Annotated in this window: 13 protein-coding genes and 1 tRNA gene; 7 read left to right on the top strand and 7 right to left on the bottom strand. The window is 70.8% G+C overall.

The genetic code is table 11. The annotated features are described in order from the left end of the window. Positions 1-2 precede the first annotated feature (2 nt). Positions 3-1,175, bottom strand: coding sequence for a substrate-binding domain-containing protein (locus NRF20_RS06695; RefSeq protein ID WP_413752207.1), 1,173 nt, complete (start codon positions 1,173-1,175; stop codon positions 3-5). Positions 1,176-1,254: 79 nt separating this feature from the next. Next, positions 1,255-1,551: a hypothetical protein gene (locus NRF20_RS06690; protein ID WP_413752206.1), complete on the bottom strand. Its 297-nt coding sequence runs from the start codon at positions 1,549-1,551 to the stop codon at positions 1,255-1,257. A 152-nt stretch (positions 1,552-1,703) separates the two neighbouring features. On the opposite strand from NRF20_RS06690, the gene NRF20_RS06685 reads away from it, so the two are divergent. Continuing rightward, positions 1,704-2,477, top strand: a complete 774-nt coding sequence (locus tag NRF20_RS06685) for a sulfite exporter TauE/SafE family protein (protein ID WP_398632800.1) — start codon at positions 1,704-1,706, stop codon at positions 2,475-2,477. A gap of 106 nt (positions 2,478-2,583) precedes the next feature. Here NRF20_RS06685 and NRF20_RS06680 read toward each other — a convergent pair whose 3' ends face one another. Together NRF20_RS06680 and NRF20_RS06675 are read right to left on the bottom strand one after the other, a co-directional pair. Continuing rightward, positions 2,584-4,113 (bottom strand): amino acid permease, encoded by a 1,530-nt coding sequence (locus NRF20_RS06680; RefSeq protein ID WP_266355643.1) that lies wholly within the window; start codon positions 4,111-4,113, stop codon positions 2,584-2,586. A gap of 93 nt (positions 4,114-4,206) precedes the next feature. Further along, complete coding sequence (locus tag NRF20_RS06675; protein ID WP_398632801.1) at positions 4,207-5,214, bottom strand: hypothetical protein; 1,008 nt, start codon at positions 5,212-5,214, stop codon at positions 4,207-4,209. A gap of 443 nt (positions 5,215-5,657) precedes the next feature. Between NRF20_RS06675 and NRF20_RS06670 the strand changes: the two genes are divergently transcribed. From NRF20_RS06670 to NRF20_RS06660, 3 genes are read left to right on the top strand one after another with little or no spacing between them, the layout of a single operon-like run. After that, positions 5,658-7,091, top strand: a complete 1,434-nt coding sequence (locus tag NRF20_RS06670) for an FGGY family carbohydrate kinase (RefSeq protein ID WP_413752205.1) — start codon at positions 5,658-5,660, stop codon at positions 7,089-7,091. A gap of 19 nt (positions 7,092-7,110) precedes the next feature. Further along, positions 7,111-8,556 (top strand): NAD(P)/FAD-dependent oxidoreductase, encoded by a 1,446-nt coding sequence (locus NRF20_RS06665; RefSeq protein ID WP_413754535.1) that lies wholly within the window; start codon positions 7,111-7,113, stop codon positions 8,554-8,556. After that, entirely contained in the window at positions 8,553-9,785 is a 1,233-nt protein-coding gene (locus NRF20_RS06660) for an FAD-dependent oxidoreductase (RefSeq protein WP_413752204.1), read from the top strand. Before NRF20_RS06665 ends, NRF20_RS06660 begins: the two co-directional genes overlap by 4 nt. 7 nt (positions 9,786-9,792) lie before the next feature. Here the strand turns inward: NRF20_RS06660 and NRF20_RS06655 are convergent, their stop codons facing one another. Continuing rightward, positions 9,793-10,209, bottom strand: coding sequence for a hypothetical protein (locus NRF20_RS06655; protein WP_398632804.1), 417 nt, complete (start codon positions 10,207-10,209; stop codon positions 9,793-9,795). Positions 10,210-10,289: 80 nt separating this feature from the next. Between NRF20_RS06655 and NRF20_RS06650 the strand changes: the two genes are divergently transcribed. Continuing rightward, the gene (locus tag NRF20_RS06650; RefSeq protein WP_413752203.1) at positions 10,290-11,051 is read left to right on the top strand and encodes a cobalt-precorrin-6A reductase; all 762 of its coding nucleotides are present in this window, start codon (positions 10,290-10,292) and stop codon (positions 11,049-11,051) included. Position 11,052: 1 nt separating this feature from the next. Here NRF20_RS06650 and cobF read toward each other — a convergent pair whose 3' ends face one another. Both cobF and NRF20_RS06640 read right to left on the bottom strand, forming a co-directional pair. Then, a complete protein-coding gene (gene cobF, locus NRF20_RS06645; RefSeq protein WP_398632806.1) occupies positions 11,053-11,808 on the bottom strand; it encodes a precorrin-6A synthase (deacetylating) in 756 nt (251 codons plus the stop codon). 43 nt (positions 11,809-11,851) lie between these two features. Then, positions 11,852-12,370, bottom strand: coding sequence for a DUF309 domain-containing protein (locus NRF20_RS06640; RefSeq protein ID WP_398632807.1), 519 nt, complete (start codon positions 12,368-12,370; stop codon positions 11,852-11,854). A gap of 108 nt (positions 12,371-12,478) precedes the next feature. Between NRF20_RS06640 and NRF20_RS06635 the strand changes: the two genes are divergently transcribed. Together NRF20_RS06635 and NRF20_RS06630 are read left to right on the top strand one after the other, a co-directional pair. Next, positions 12,479-15,112, top strand: coding sequence for an ATP-binding protein (locus NRF20_RS06635; protein WP_398632808.1), 2,634 nt, complete (start codon positions 12,479-12,481; stop codon positions 15,110-15,112). Between the two features lie 50 nt (positions 15,113-15,162). Further along, positions 15,163-15,236, top strand: a tRNA-Pro gene (locus tag NRF20_RS06630). The last annotated feature ends 29 nt before the right edge of the window (positions 15,237-15,265 follow it).

Genomic DNA, 15,265 nt, shown 5'->3' with positions numbered 1-15,265 from the left:
GCTCATTCGGTGGGAGGGGTGAGGGCCTGCGCGGATCCACGCTCCTTGAGCGTGGGCAGCAGCTCCGTCCGGCATACCGGGCCGCTCGCGCCGACGGCCCCGGACAGCCGGTGGAGCAGCAGTTCGGCGGCGGCCCGCCCGATCTCCGTCTTCGGCGGCGCCACCGCTGTCAGGGGGGTGCTGCCGAGGGCCGCGACCACATCGTCGTACGCCACCACCGAGCAGTTCCGCGGCACCTCGACACCGCTCTCCGCCAGCCGCTGCACCAGCATCAACGCGTCCACATCGCCGTGCAGCACCGCCGCCGTGGCGCCCCGCTCCCGCAGCAGCGCGGCCAGGTCGAGAGCGGTGCGGTCCTCGGTCGCGGGCGGGGCGGCCTCCACGGCGGCGGCTCCCACCGCAGGAGAGTCGGGGCCGGGGCCGGGCACCGCCTGCGGGGAACTCAGCACCACCGACCAGTCCTCCACCTCCGGGCGGGCCGCGGCGATCTCGGTGAACGCGGCACGGATGCTGCGCGCCGTCGGGCTGTCGTCGCGGGCGGCCAGCACGATACGGCGATGCCCCAGTGACACCAGATGCTCCACGGCGAGATGCGTCCCGTACCAGTGATCGGAACAGACGGAGTCCAGGGCGTGCAGCGCGCTGCCCGGCAGGGGCCGCCGTTCCATCAGCACGGTCGGCACTCCCAGGTCCGCCAGCCAGTCGTAGTCAAGCTCCTCCGAGCGGGCATTGCGCCAGCGCGGCGCGATCAGCAACCCGCGCGCCCCGTCCGCCAGTGCACGCTCCACCAGCGGACGTTCGGCGCCGGCCGACTGGGGCGCGATGTGCAGGGCGATCCGCATCCCGGACTCCTCCAGGACGGTCCGGGCGCCGTGCAGGGTCTCGTACAGGTACGAATGCCGCTCCGGGACGACCAGGGCGACCGCCCCGCCGTCCCCGCCGGGCTCCTCGCCCCTCGAAGCCGGGACCGCGGCGGGTGGCTGCGCCTCCCGTACCGGCCGGGCCACCCCGTGCCCGCGCCGCAGCCGCCCGATCCGGGTCAGCTCCTCGACGTCCCGCCGGATCGTGACCACCGAGACGTCGAGTTCGGCCGCGAGCACGCTGACCTTGACCGCGCCGCGCGACTCCACCACCGACAGGATTCGCTGCCGCCTGAGTTCAACCGGCTCCCGCATGCTGTTGGCCCCCTCGCCGTACCGCTGCGCGTTGTTCGTTTGAACGCTTTCTGTGAGCGCTTGGGGCGCAGCATAGCGATCACCCCTTCGCCACCGCCCGTTCGCGCTGCTCTGCGGAGAACAGACAGCCAGCTGGGTGGGGCGCCAGGTCACCACCCTGGCGCTCGCGCTGTTCGCGGTGACCCGGCTGGACGCGGGCCCGTTCGGCGCGTCCGCTCCGATGGCGCTGAGCTATCTCCCCGGAGCGCTCCTCAGCCCGTTCGCCGGTGTGCTGGTCGACCGGGCACGTCTGCGCGGCCTGACCGTGCTCCTCACCGTCCTGCAGGTACTCGTCGTCGGTTCCAGGGCCGGGTTGCCGGGGTTCTCCAGGCCGCACTCATCGGCACGGTGCCGAGCGGCGCACTCGGCGGTGGTGCGCTCGCCGGCTGGCTGGGCAGCATCCCGGTGCTCACGGGCGGAGCGGCGGTGGCGCTCCTGGTCGCCGCCTGTCTCTGGCTCCCATAGGTGGGCCTACCATCTGTTCCTGGCATGGACACTCTCACACTCTGGCAACTGGCCGCGCTCGCCGCGGCATCCGCTCTCGTCGGCTTCTCGAAGTCGGCCGTCAGCGGCGCCAATACGATCAGTCTGGCGGTCTTCGCGGCCGTACTCCCGGCCCGCGAGTCCACCGGAGTACTGCTCCCGATCCTCATCGCAGGCGATGTGCTCGCCGTTCTCATCTACCGGCGGCATGCCCACTGGCCGACTCTGCTGCGGCTCTTCCCCGCCGTAGCCGCCGGCGTGGTGGCGGGAACGGCCTTCATGATGTGGGCCGACGACGCGGCCGTACGGACGTCGATCGGCGCGATCCTGCTGTTCATGGCAGGTGTCACCATCTGGCGGCGGAGGCCCGCGGTCACGGGCCGGGAGGCCACGGAGGAGTCCGGCGCACCGCCGATGCGAGGCGGCGGCAGGTTCAAGGCCCGCTCGTACGGGGTGCTCGGCGGTTTCACCACGATGGTCGCCAATGCGGGCGGCCCCGTCATGTCGCTCTATCTGCTTTCCGCCGGCTTCCGGAAGCTCGGCTTCCTGGGGACGTCGGCGTGGTTCTTCCTCATCGTCAACACGTCCAAGGTGCCGTTCAGCGTGGGCCTGGGCCTCATCGACGCACAGTCGCTGCTGCTGGACGCCTGCATGCTGCTGTTCGTCCTCCCCGGTGCCTACATCGGCCGCAAGTGCGTGGACCGCATCAACCAGAAGCTCTTCGAGCAGCTGGTGATCGGCGCGACCGTCCTCGGCGGACTCCAACTGCTCCTGGGCTGACCGCACACAGCGTTCCGTACCGACACCGCATACGCGCCTCAGCCCTCCCCGACAGCTGCTCGCTGCGACCGGGGAGGGCTGAGATCAAGGCGTGGACGGGGCGGGGTCAGACGATGCCTTCCTCGATCTCCGCCTGCTCACGAGCGTTCCCGTATGCCGAAGGCGTGCTGTACGAACGGCGCGCGACGAACCACCACACGGTGGCCAGGACCAGCACCGCGACCAGCGCGATCGACGCGTAGTTCATCGAGTCGACCGTCACGGGGGACGACTGCGGGAGCAGGAACAGCACGGTCACGATGGCGACCCACACCACGGCGATCCAGCCGATCGGCTTGCTCCAGCGGCCCAGGTGCCAGGGACCGCGTTCGAACCGGTCGCCGGAGCGCAGCTTCAGGAAGATCGGTATCGCGTAGGCGGGCGTGATGCCGATGACATTGATCGCGGTCACCGCACCGTAGGCGGTGGCGGAGTACAGCGACGGCAGCGCGAGCACTCCGGCGATGACGACCGACAGCCACACCGCGTTGACGGGTGTCTGGGTGCGCGAGCTCACCTTGTGCCACAGCGCCGAGCCCGGCAGTGCGTTGTCACGGCTGAACGCGAACACCATCCGGCTGGCGGCGGCGACCTCGGCGTTGCCGCAGAACAGCTGCGCCGCGATCACGATCAGGAGCATGGCCGTGGCCCCGGAGGTGCCCAGCGCATCGATGAGGATCTGTGCCGGAGGCACCCCGGTTGCGCTGTCCTGGGTGCCCGCGTAGTCCTGGATCGCGAAGGTCAGCCCGGCGAGCAGTACGAAACCGGCGACCCAGGAGACCCAGATCGCGCGGACGATGCCCTTGGCGGCTGTCACCGAGGCGTTCGACGTCTCCTCCGACAGGTGGGCGGAGGCGTCGTAGCCGCAGAAGGTGTATTGCGCCAGGAGCAGGCCGATCGCCGCCACGTACAACGGGTTCTGCCAGCCCGTGTCATTGACGAACTCGGTGAAGACGAACGACGGCGACTGGTGGTGCGAGGGCACGATGGCCAGCACGGCGACGATCACCGCGACACCGGCGAGATGCCACCACACACTGATGGAGTTGAGCACGCTGACGAGGCGGACACCGAAGAGATTCAGCACGGCGTGCAGCAGCAGAATGCAGACAAAAATGATCATTGTCTTGCCCGGTGTGGGGGTGAATCCCCACTGCAGATTCATCAGCGCACCGGTGAACAGCGCGGCGCCATAGTCGATACCCGCGATCGCACCGAGCAGCCCGAGCAGATTCAGCCAGCCGGTGTACCAGCCCCACTTGCGCCCGCCGAGCCGGTCGGCCATGTAGTACAGCGCTCCCGAGGTCGGGTAGGCGCTGGTCACCTCGGCGAGTGCCATGCCGACGCAGAGCACGAAAAGGCCGACACCGGCCCAGCCCCAGAGCATCACCGCCGGGCCACCGGTCGACATGCCGAAGCCGTACAGGGTCATGCAGCCGGACAGGATCGAGATGACGGAGAAGCTGATGGCGAAGTTGCCGAATCCGCCCATGCGGCGGGCGAGCACCGGCTGATAGCCGAGTTCACGCAGTCGCTGCTCCTCGTCCATGGGTGGGGTGGTCTCCGCACCCGACTGGGTCGGGGTGGATATGGACATGGGAAGAACCTCCGTGAGCGGGATGGGGAAGGGACGGAAAGGGATCGGTTGCGAAGCGGGGAGGGAGGCCGCGCGGCGTCACGGCGCCGTGGCTCAGCCGTGCGGCCCCCGTCCGGGGTCGCGGGACACGGCGAGACAGCGGCTCCGGGCGCGCAGGAAAACCTCCTCGGCGCCTCCCGGGGCCTTGGGATCACGGGCGCGGTACACCCAGGGAACCGAGGTGAAATAGGGGCCGAGCTCCTGGAACACCGGTGCGGCGTCCGCGAATTGCAGGGCTCCCCACAGGGCGTGGGCCAGATGGTTCAGGTCGAGCAGGGAGTGGGAGATCGGGGCCGTGCGACGGAACCAGAGCTCCAGGGCCCGGGCCGCGTCCCGCTCGGCATCCTCGGTGACCCAGTGGAGATCCAGGGCCTTCTCGTGACCGTGCTCACGGCGATAGCGCTCGACCCGCACATACAGCGGCAGCACATGCAGCGCGGAGCCGTCGGGGGCGGAAGAGGCCGCCCACTGCACGAAGTTGACCGCTTCCGAGAGGGTTCCGCCGGCCTTTCGCGCATATACGAACTGGAGCATCCGGTGGTAGGCCTCGCGGTTGTACGGATCGCGCTTGTCGGCCTCGGCCAGCAGCCCCCACGGGCCGGGGAAGAGCATCGGTCCCGGCGGATGCAGCCGGTGCTCCTCCAGCTGCTGCCGCTCGTCGAGCTGGGACAGAGCCAGCAGGCACACCCATGGCACCGGGTCCGCGGGCGAGGTGTGCGCGGCAGTGCGGCAGGCTCCCCACGCTTCCTGCCACAGCTCCTGTGCACGGGGATGGCCTTCGCGGTGGGCCCGCACGGCCCGTTCCACGACGACCCGTGCGTGCATCACGGCAGCGGCGACACTTCGGGGCTCCTCGGCCAGCCAGGCCTGCACCGCATCAGAACCGGCGGCGATCGCCCCGAGTACCTGTGTGCGCTGGGTCCACAGGGTCCAGTCGGGCGTACTCTCCAGTAGATTCCGCATGGACAGCCAGCGTCCGGTGCGCAAGTCCTGTAACGCGACACGCAATTCGTTGTCATGGCCGGCCGGGTGATAGACCGGCCGGAAATCACTGTTGGCCATGGACTCGCCCTGCCCCCGTTCGACGGGACGGCATGCGACGGATGGCGGATCTCCTCAGCACGTCACGCAACCCGGCGGTGGCATGGAACCCGTGCAGAAGCGGAAGGCCCGGGAGCCGAGATGTTGGTGTTCGGAGCGGAGTGTCGGTCTCATCAATCCTCAAGGACGTGGGGGGCTAAGCAGCTGTTGAAAAACGAACTGCTCGAAAGCGTCCGGTTGTTGTTCGGCGGTGAGTGTAAGGCCAGTTGCCCCGAACTCCGGACCGATTCGCGGATCTTACTCAAGTCATCTGATTTCTCCGGACGTTGACCGGCATCCGGTCGTTCCGGGCGTCAGTCCGTGCAGCCCTTGACGTACGCGGTGGTCTGCACCACTCTGGGCGTCGGAGATCAATGATCACGATTCCGTTCAAGCCGCAGAGCTTCCGCACAGCTGGAGTGTCGATGACAGGCCCGGTACTCGCCGTGGACCAGGGCACATCGGGAACCAAGGCTCTGGTGGTCTGCCCCGAGCGTGGCGTGATCGGTTCCGGTTCGGCGCCGGTGCGGCCACGTCACGGCGCCGGGGGAGTGGTCGAGGTCGACCCCATAGAACTGCTGGACTCGGTCGTCGACGCCGGGCGACGGGCGCTGCACGAAGCGGGTGAGCCGGTGGCGGCCGTCGGCCTCGCCAACCAGGGCGAGACGGTGCTCGCCTGGGATCCGGACACGGGTCGGCCGCTCACCGACGCGATCGTCTGGCAGGACCGCCGCTCCGTCCAGCTGTGTGCCGAACTCGCCTCGCGCGAAGATGAGTTGAAGCAACTCACCGGACTTCCGCTCGATCCGTACTTCGCCGCGCCCAAGATGGCCTGGATCCGCCGTGAGCTGACCCGCGAAGGCGTCGTCACCACCAGCGACTCCTGGCTCGTCCATCAGCTGACCGGGGCGTTCGTCACGGACGCGGCGACCGCAGGACGCACCCAACTGCTCGACCTCGACCGGGTCGGCTGGTCGCCCGCGGCCCTGGACATCTTCGGCCTCGGCGACGAACGCCTCCCGGCCGTCGTCGACTCCGACGGAACCGTCGGTACCACTGCCGCCTTCGGTGGTGAACTCCCGCTGACCGGACTCCTCGTCGACCAGCAGGCCGCCCTGCTCGCCCAGAACGCCCTGGACCCGGGCAACGCCAAGTGCACCTACGGAACCGGTGCGTTCCTGCTCGCCCAGACCGGGCCCGCCCCGCGCCGCGGCTCCACCGGACTGGTCAGCTGTGTCGCCTGGCGGCTCGGCGGCCGTACGAGCTACTGCCTCGACGGACAGGTCTACACCGCCGCGTCCGCCGTCAACTGGCTCACCGACCTGGGGGTGATCTCCGGCGCGGTCGACCTCGACCCGGTCGGTGCCACCGTCCCCGACTCGGCCGGCGTCACGTTCGTACCGGCGCTCGCCGGACTCGCCGCTCCGTGGTGGCGCGGCGATCTGCGCGGATCGGTGACCGGCCTCGGCCTCGACACCACCGCGGGCCACCTGGTGCGCGCCCTGTGCGAGGGCATCGCCGCGCAGGTCGTCGAACTCGCCGAAGCGGTCGCGACCGACCTGGGCTCCCCGCTGACCTCGCTCCGCGTAGACGGTGGCCTGACCCGCTCCGCACTGCTCATGCAGACCCAGGCCGATCTGCTGCAACGCCCCGTCGAGGTGTCCGCGCTGCCCGATGTCACCGCACTGGGCGTCGGAGCCGTCGCCCGCCTCGGCCTCGACCCCCGGCTTCCGCTCCGGCAGGCCGTACCCGAATGGAAGCCCGCCGCCGTGTACGAGCCCCAAATCGGCGCCGACGAGGCGGCCGAACACCTCGCCGGATTCCGTGCGGCCGTGCAGACCCTGCTGGAACATGCCTGATACGTACGAGAGTCACGCGATGAACTGCACGATCACCACGGCCGGAGACCTGGCGGCCGACCTGCCCGGCGAATCGGCGTACGAGCCGGCGGGCGCGCAGGCATATGACGTGACCGTCGTCGGCGCAGGCGTCGTCGGCGCCGCCATTGCCCGCGAACTGGCCCGCTACCGGCTGCGTACCGCCCTCGTCGAAGCCTCGGACGACATCGGCAACGGCACATCGAAGGCCAACACCGCCATCCTGCACACCGGTTTCGATGCCGTACCCGGCTCGCTGGAAGCCCGGCTCGTGCGCGAGGGCCGGCACAGACTCCGTGCCTATGCCGCCCGGACCGGCATCCCCGTCGAACGCGTCGGCGCCCTCCTCGTCGCCTGGGACGAGGAACAACTGGCCGCACTTCCCGGCCTGTTGGCGAAGGCCGAACGCAACGATTACCACGCGGCACGCCTCCTGGACGCCGACGAACTGCGGGCCCGCGAACCCCATCTGGGGCCCGGCGCCCTCGGCGCACTCGAAATCCCCGACGAAAGCATCATCTGCCCCTGGACGACCCCGCTCGCCTACGCCACCCAGGCCGTGCGGGCCGGAGTCCATCTGCACCTCAACTGCCGGGTACAGCACATCGACAGCGACGACGACATCCACACCCTCACCACCACCCGCGGGACACTGCGCACCCGCCATCTGATCAACGCCGCGGGACTGTACGCCGACGAACTCGACCGGGAACTCGGCCACGACGTCTTCACCGTCACCCCGCGCCGCGGCCAGCTCATCGTTTTCGACAAGCTCGCCCGCGATCTCGTCAGCCACATCCTGCTTCCCGTACCCACCGCCGCCGGCAAGGGCGTCCTGGTCGCACCGACCGTCTTCGGCAATGTGCTGCTCGGCCCCACAGCCGAGGAACTCGACGACAAGACCGCCACCGGATCGACCGCGGAAGGCATCGCCCTGCTGCGCGAGAAGGGCCGCCGCATCCTGCCCCAACTGCTCGACGAGGAAGTCACGGCCGTCTACGCCGGACTGCGCGCCGCCACCGGTCAGGAGGACTACCGCATCCAGGACTACCCGGACCGGCGCTACATCGCCGTCGGCGGCATCCGCTCCACCGGACTCACCGCCTCGATGGCCATCGCCGCGCACGTCTGCGAACTGCTCAGCGGCTCGGGCCTCGATCTCGGTACGCCGTCCGAACTGCCGCCCGTCACCATGCCCAACCTCGGCGAGGCATTCCCCCGCCCGTACGAGAACGACGGACTGATCACCGAGGACCCGGCCTACGGCACGCTTGTCTGCCACTGCGAACGGGTCTCCGCAGGCGAGATCAGAGACGCCCTTTCCGGCACGATCCCGCCGCTCACCCGGGACGGCCTGCGCCGCAGAACCAGGGCGGGCAACGGGCGCTGTCAGGGGTTCTACTGCGGGGCCGCGGTCCGCGCGCTGATCGAGGAGGCCCGGCCATGACCCGGCGCGAGCGGACCGTCGACGTTCTGGTCATCGGGGGCGGTCCGGCCGGTCTCGGCGCCGCGGCCGAACTCGCCGCATCGGGTGCGGGCCGGGTCGAGATCCTGGAGCGCGAACAGATCGCGGGCGGCATCCCGCGCCACTGCCTCCACGGCGGCTTCGGAGGCCGTGCCACCGGGGGAGGAGTGACCGGACCGGCGTACGCCCAGGAATGCGTCGCGGCGGCCGAACGGGCCGGAGCCACCTTGCGTACCGGGGTCACCGTCACCGGCTGGGCCGGACCACTCACCGTCGACACCACCGCACCGACCGGACTCGAACGGATCACGGCCCGCGCAGTCGTCCTCGCCACCGGCGCCCGCGAACGCCCCCGCAGCGCCCGCCTGGTCCCCGGCACCCGCCCGTCCGGCGTCTACACCACCGGCGAACTCCAGCAGGCCGTCCATCTCCACCGGCAGCGGATCGGCACCCGCGCGGTCGTCATCGGCAACGAACCCGTCAGCCGTGCCGCGGCCGACACCCTGCGCGTCGCCGGACTGGACGTCGTCGCCCTGGTCACCGACCAGCCGCCCTCCCGCCTCACGGCCCTGACCCGGCCCCGGGACCGCACCCCGCTCCTCACCCACGCCACCGTAACCGCCCTGACAGGCCGGGAACGGCTCACCGGAGTGACGCTGCGGCACCACGACGGCCGGACCACGACCCTGCGCTGTGACACCGTCGTCTTCACCGGCGACTGGATCCCCGACCACGAACTGGCCCGGCGCGGCGCGGTCACTCTGGACCCCGGCACCCGCGGCCCCGCGTACGACGCCTCGTACCGCACCACCGAGAACGGAGTCTTCGCCGTCGGAAATCTGCTGCACGGTGTGGAGAGCGCCGGCATCGCGGCCGCCGAGGGACGGGCCGTCGCCGCACCCGTACTGCGTCACCTGGCGGCGGACGCCTGGCCCGTGGACCGGCCGTCCGTCGCGGTCGATTCCCCGCTGCAGTGGATCGCACCGAACCTCATCGGTCCCGGAGGCGACGCCCCGCTCCGTGGCCGCTTCACCCTGCGCACCAGCCGGAGGCTGTCCTCGCCGCTGCTCGTCGTCCGCCAGGACGGCCGTGTCCTCCACCGGCAGCGACTGCTGCTGCCCGCCGCACCGGGCCGTCCATTCCATCTGCGCGCCGGCTGGCTCGACCGAGTCGATCCGCACGGCACGACCGTGCGGATCGCGGCGCGCTGACCGTACGTCAGGGAATCAGCAGCCAGTCCGAACCGATAGCCGCCAGCAGGCCGACGGCCAGCAGCCAACTGCCGAGCCGGGTACGGCCGTTCCTGCTGAGCTCGATCACGATCCCGCACAGGATCAGCGCCAGCCCGTACACCCCGACCACCAGCACGGACGACCGGCTGGCGATCCGCAGCGCGAGAACGACCGCCATCGCCGCCATGCCGACCGACGAGAGAACGATCCGCAGCCGCCTCGCCTGACGAGGTGTCAGCCTCTGGTTCCCGGTCTCGGCAGAGGCCTCTGCAGCGGTCTCGGTAACGGCCTCGGAATCGGTCTCGGGAACGATATCCGAAGCGGCCTCGGAATCGGGTTCCGAAACGGCCTCGGGACCGGCTATCGGGGTGTCCACGGCCTGGTCCTGGTCAGAAGTGCTCATGACGCCGGATCGTAATGGCTGCGGGCCGCCCTGTTCACCGCTCCGGGCGGCGGGCGGCGAAAGTGACGTAGGTTCGGTGCATGCCCGGCCACATCCTGATCCTCGGCGGTACGACCGAAGCCCGGCAGCTCGCCGCTGAGCTGACCGGGCCCGGCGGCGACGCGACGGTGCGCATCACCACGTCGCTGGCCGGCCGGGTCGCCCGGCCCCGGATGCCCGCCGGCGACGTACGCATCGGAGGCTTCGGCGGCCCCCAGGGCCTCGCCGACTGGCTGCGTACCCACAGTGTGGACACCGTCGTCGACGCCACCCACCCGTTCGCCGGCAACATCAGCGCCAACGCCGCCGCGGCCGCGCATGCCACCGACATCGCACTGGTCGCGCTGCGCCGCCCCGGATGGACGGCGGGCCCCGGTGACCGCTGGCACCCGGCCGACGACCTCGCGCACGCCGCCGCTCAACTGCCCGCCCTGGGCCGCCGGATCTTCCTCACCACCGGCCGCCTGGGCCTGGCTGCCTTCGCCACCGCCCCGGGCGCGGACACGCTCCACTTTCTCGTACGGTCCGTGGAGCCCCCCGAGCCACCGCTGCCCCGCGACACCGACGTACTCCTCGACCGTGGCCCGTACACCGTCGAAGGAGAGACGGCGCTGCTGCGCGAGCGCGCCATCGACGTCCTCGTCACCAAGGACAGCGGCGGCCCCGCCACCGCGGCGAAACTCACCGCGGCCAGGAACCTCGGCCTGCCCGTGGTCGTGGTCCGCCGCCCGCCACCGCCCGAAGGCGTGCCCGTCGTGCACGATGTGGCGTCGGCGCTCCAACTGCTGTGCCAGGAATACTGATTCAGCCGCGACGCAGCAGATACGTATCCATGATCCAGCCCTTGCGGGCGCGCGCCTCGGCCCGCAGCTCCTCGATCCGGTCCGACACCTCGGCGAGGCGCCCGGAGACCAGGATCTCGTCCTCGGTCCCCACGTACGCGCCCCAGTAGATGTAGAGGTCCTGGTCGAGATGGCGGGTGAACGCCTGTCGTGCGTCGAGCATCACCACCACGTCGTCGACCCCCTCGGGCCAGCCCTCGGCCAGCCGTCGGCCGGTCGTGATCTGCACCGGCCTCGCCACCCGGTTCAGCCCCGTCCGGTGCTTGGCCAGCAGCGCGGAGACACTGCTGATCCCGGGGACCACCTCGTGGTCGAAGGCGACCGAACCGCGGTCGAGGATCTCTTCGAGGATGCCGAGCGTGGAGTCGTACAGCGCGGGATCACCCCACACCAGGAACGCCCCGCACTCGTCCGCACCGAGATCCTCCGCGATGAACCGCTCGTACAGATCCGCACGGCGCCTGCGCCAGTCGTCCACCGCGGGTGAGTAGTCCGACGTCCTGCGGTCCCGCTCCGGATCCCGTGCCTCGACGAGCCGGTACGAGGTGCTCTTCACATGCACATCGAGGATGTCCCGCCGCAGCCCGGTCAGATCGGACTTCTCCTCACCCTTGTCGAGGATGAAGAACGCATCCGCCCGGTTCAGCGCCTTGACGGCCTGGAGGGTCAGATGGTCGGGGTCGCCCGCGCCGATACCGATGACATAGATCTTTCTCACCGCACCGAGTCTGCCCCATGCCCCACCGCCCCGGGCGTCGGGGCTATCGGCCCCCGGGCCGCAGGCACGGCGCCTCGCCGGCCGCGTCGACGGGCCGCACACGCGCCGCGTCCGCGCCGCAGGCCTCTTTTGCCTCGACCCGCCCCGCCAGCTCCTCGGCCCAGCCGATCAGCCCGTCGACCCCGATCCCGTGAGGGCGGGTGGCCCCGAACCCCGCGAGCGCCGCCGCGCCCCGTCGCAACAGCCGGGCCCCGCCCGTCGTATTGCCCCGCGCCGCGTGCGTCAGCCCCACGGCCAGCTGCGCAAGACCGCGCCACAACTCTCGTTCCGCCACCGGGCCCGACTTCCACGCATCCTCGAACACCTCGTGCGCATGGAACGGCATCCCCGAGTCCAGCAGCCGTTGCGCCTCACGCAGGGTCTCCTCGGGGGTACGGGTCACACCCTCGGGCTGCCGATCCACTCCCGGTGCCCCGTACGGCAAGGGGCGTCCCAGCCCGTCACGGGGGCGCGCGTTGCGCGCACGGCCCTCGGCGTCGCGGTCCCTGCGAGTCTCGTCCACCCCTCGATTGTGCCCCGCACCTGCGGCGAACTGTCCGAACCACTGTCCGTGGACCCCCACGCACGACTAGTGTCGACAGTCATCCGCACCACTTTGGGGAGGGTAGGGATGAAGCAGTCCCGGCCGCTGTACGAGCGCGAACCGGAGCTCGCCGCTGCCGCACAAGCCGTGGACGCCCTCTGCGGCGCCCAGGCGGCAGGCCGGCTGCTGATCTTCAGCGGCGAGGCAGGCATCGGCAAGACAGCACTGCTCGCCGAGATCCAGGCGATGGCCGCCGACCGCTGCACGGTCTGGTCCGCACGCGGCGGCGAAACGGTCACCTCCGTGCCGTTCCACGTCGTACGCCAGCTGCTGCAGCCCGCACTCGACCAGTTCCGGCCCGACGAGGTACGGGCCCTGTTCGGAGCCTGGTACGAGATCACCGCGCCCGCACTCGGACTCGCCGAACCGAGCGGTCCCCAGCCCGATCCGCAGGGTGTGCGGGACGGCCTCGACTGGGTCGTCTCCCAGCTGGCATCCCGGCTGAGCCACCGTCCGCCGGTGCTCATCATCGACGACGCACACTGGGCGGACGGCGAATCCCTCGCCTGGCTCGCCTCGTTCACCGCACGCCTCGGCGAACTGCCCGTCCTGGTCGTGCAGGCCCACCGGCCGGAAGAACTGGCAGCGCGGCAGAAGGAGAGCGGATCGGGCGGCGCCCACCCCTCCCAGGTCCGGGTCGCGCTGCGCGCCCTCACCCCGGACGCCACCGCGGAACTGGTCCGCGCAGGCCTCGGCGAACACGCCGACGACCCGTTCTGCCGCGAGGTGTGGGCCGTCACCGGCGGCAACCCCTACGAGGCGGTCGAACTCGTCGCCAAGGTCCAGGACCGCGAACTGGCGCCCCTGGAGGAGTCGGCCGGGTTGCTGCGCGAACTCGGTGCAACGGCCCGCGGCAGCGGGCTCGTCGCCCGGCTCGAACGGCTCGGTACCAACGCCAACCGGTTCGCCTGGGCCGCCGCCGTGCTCGGCACGGACATCTCGCAGGATCTCGCCGCCACCCTCGCCGGAATGAGCCCCGCCGAGGCCGCCGACTGCACGGCGCGGCTGCGCGAAGCCCGTATCGTCACCGGCTTCGACCCGTTGGAGTTCGTCCACCCGCTGATCGCCACCGCGGTGTACCGCTCCATCCCGCCGGCCACCCGCACCGCCATGCACGGCCGGGCCGCCTGGGCGATCACCCGTGCGGGACTCGGCGCCGCCGCGGCCTCCCGGCACCTGCTCGAAGTACACCCCGACGACGACCAGGAACTGGTCGAGCAGCTCCGCGAAGCAGCGAGACAGCACCTCGCGGTCGGTGCCCCGGAGGCCGCCCGCCGCTGCCTCGAACGTGCCCTGCAAGAACCACCGCACCATCGGGTCAAGGCCACTCTGCTGTACGAACTGGGCTGCGCCACGCTGCTCAGCTCCCCAGCCACCACCGTCCAGCATCTGCGGGCCGCCCTTGAGATGCCCGGACTCTCCGACGACCAGCGGGTCGACGCCACCTTCCGGCTCGCGGCCGCGCATTCCCACAACAACCAGCTGAAGGAAGCGGCACTCGCCCTCGCCGCCGAGGCCGCACACACCGACCCCGGCCCCGGCCTGATGCGGCTCCAGGCCGCCCACTTCCTCTGGGAGGGCATGCAGGCCGCCGAGGACGACGGACCCGCCCGTTCCGCCAGGCTCGCCCGGAACGCCGACCATCTGTCCGGCCGCGACAACGCCGAGCGCGCCCTGCTCACCATCCGCGCCTTCGACGCCATGATGCGTGGCGAGAACTCCCAGCTCATCGTCGACCTCTGCGAACGCGCCCTGGTCGACGGCCACCCCGCCCGCGGGCTCGGCTGGACCGACACCGAGTGGGGCTTCGAGCTCCCGACCCTCGTCGGCATCACCTACGCCTTCACGGATCAGCTCGACCGGGCCGAGGGACTCTTCGGCGAGGCCGTCCGCGCCTTCGAGATCTCAGGCTGGAGCGGTGCACATCTCGCGTTCGCACACACCCTGCTCGGGCTGGTCCACCGCCGTCGCGGCCGGCTGGCCGAGGCGGAGGGCTTCCTCCGCGAAGGACTGCGCCTCGCCGACCGTGTCGGCAGTGGACTTCCCGTCCACTGGGACGCCGCCTGTCTGCTGATCGACACACTGGTCGCCCGCGGCCGTGTCACCGAGGCGCGCGAGATCGCCGACCGCTACGACTTCGGCTCGCCCTACCCCAGCGCGATGGTGCTGCCCGACGCACCGTGCGTACGCGGACGGCTGCTGCTGGCCGAAGGCCGTACGAAGGAAGCGGTCACCGAACTCGAAGCGGCCGGTCAGGCCCTCGAACCCCGCGGCAGGTTCAACGGCGTATGGGCTCCCTGGGCTGGCGATCTCGCCCGCGCCCTGGCCGAGGAGGACCCGGGTCGCGCCGCCCAACTCGCCACCTCGGCCCGGGTGCACGCCGAACGCTTCGGCACGGACACCGCGATCGGTGAGGCTCTGCGCTGTGTCGCCCTCTTCGCCCGCGCCGAGGACGCCACCCATCTGCTGGCCGAGTCGGTCCGCCACCTGGAAGCGTCCCCGTCCGCGTACGAACACGCCCTGGCCCTCGTCGACTACGGCATCGCGATCCGCTCCCCACGCGAACTCGCCAGAGCCCACAAACTGGCCACGGCGTGCGGCGCCGAATCCCTGGCAAACCGCGCCCACCAGGCACGGGCGTCGATCCGGTCCTCGGAGTGAGGTAATGTTTGTCCTGCGCAGCCGCCCGGGAACGCCGGGGGGAATCGCATCGGGACGTGGCGCAGCTTGGTAGCGCACTTGACTGGGGGTCAAGGGGTCGCAGGTTCAAATCCTGTCGTCCCGACTTGTGTTTTCGCAGGTCGCAGGCGGTAT

Origin of the sequence: Streptomyces sp. R-74717 (assembly GCF_047305335.1) — a bacterium.
Lineage (GTDB): Bacteria > Actinomycetota > Actinomycetes > Streptomycetales > Streptomycetaceae > Streptomyces > Streptomyces atratus.
This window is presented reverse-complemented; position numbering and strand designations above follow the sequence as displayed.

Coding starts and splice junctions, on each gene's coding strand:
- NRF20_RS06695 (WP_413752207.1), bottom strand. CDS start 1,175: ATGCGGGAGCCGGTTGAACTCAGGCGGCAGCGAATCCTGTCGGTGGTG.
- NRF20_RS06685 (WP_398632800.1), top strand. CDS start 1,704: ATGGACACTCTCACACTCTGGCAACTGGCCGCGCTCGCCGCGGCATCC.
- NRF20_RS06680 (WP_266355643.1), bottom strand. CDS start 4,113: ATGTCCATATCCACCCCGACCCAGTCGGGTGCGGAGACCACCCCACCC.
- NRF20_RS06675 (WP_398632801.1), bottom strand. CDS start 5,214: ATGGCCAACAGTGATTTCCGGCCGGTCTATCACCCGGCCGGCCATGAC.
- NRF20_RS06670 (WP_413752205.1), top strand. CDS start 5,658: ATGACAGGCCCGGTACTCGCCGTGGACCAGGGCACATCGGGAACCAAG.
- NRF20_RS06665 (WP_413754535.1), top strand. CDS start 7,111: ATGAACTGCACGATCACCACGGCCGGAGACCTGGCGGCCGACCTGCCC.
- NRF20_RS06660 (WP_413752204.1), top strand. CDS start 8,553: ATGACCCGGCGCGAGCGGACCGTCGACGTTCTGGTCATCGGGGGCGGT.
- NRF20_RS06655 (WP_398632804.1), bottom strand. CDS start 10,209: ATGAGCACTTCTGACCAGGACCAGGCCGTGGACACCCCGATAGCCGGT.
- NRF20_RS06650 (WP_413752203.1), top strand. CDS start 10,290: ATGCCCGGCCACATCCTGATCCTCGGCGGTACGACCGAAGCCCGGCAG.
- NRF20_RS06635 (WP_398632808.1), top strand. CDS start 12,479: ATGAAGCAGTCCCGGCCGCTGTACGAGCGCGAACCGGAGCTCGCCGCT.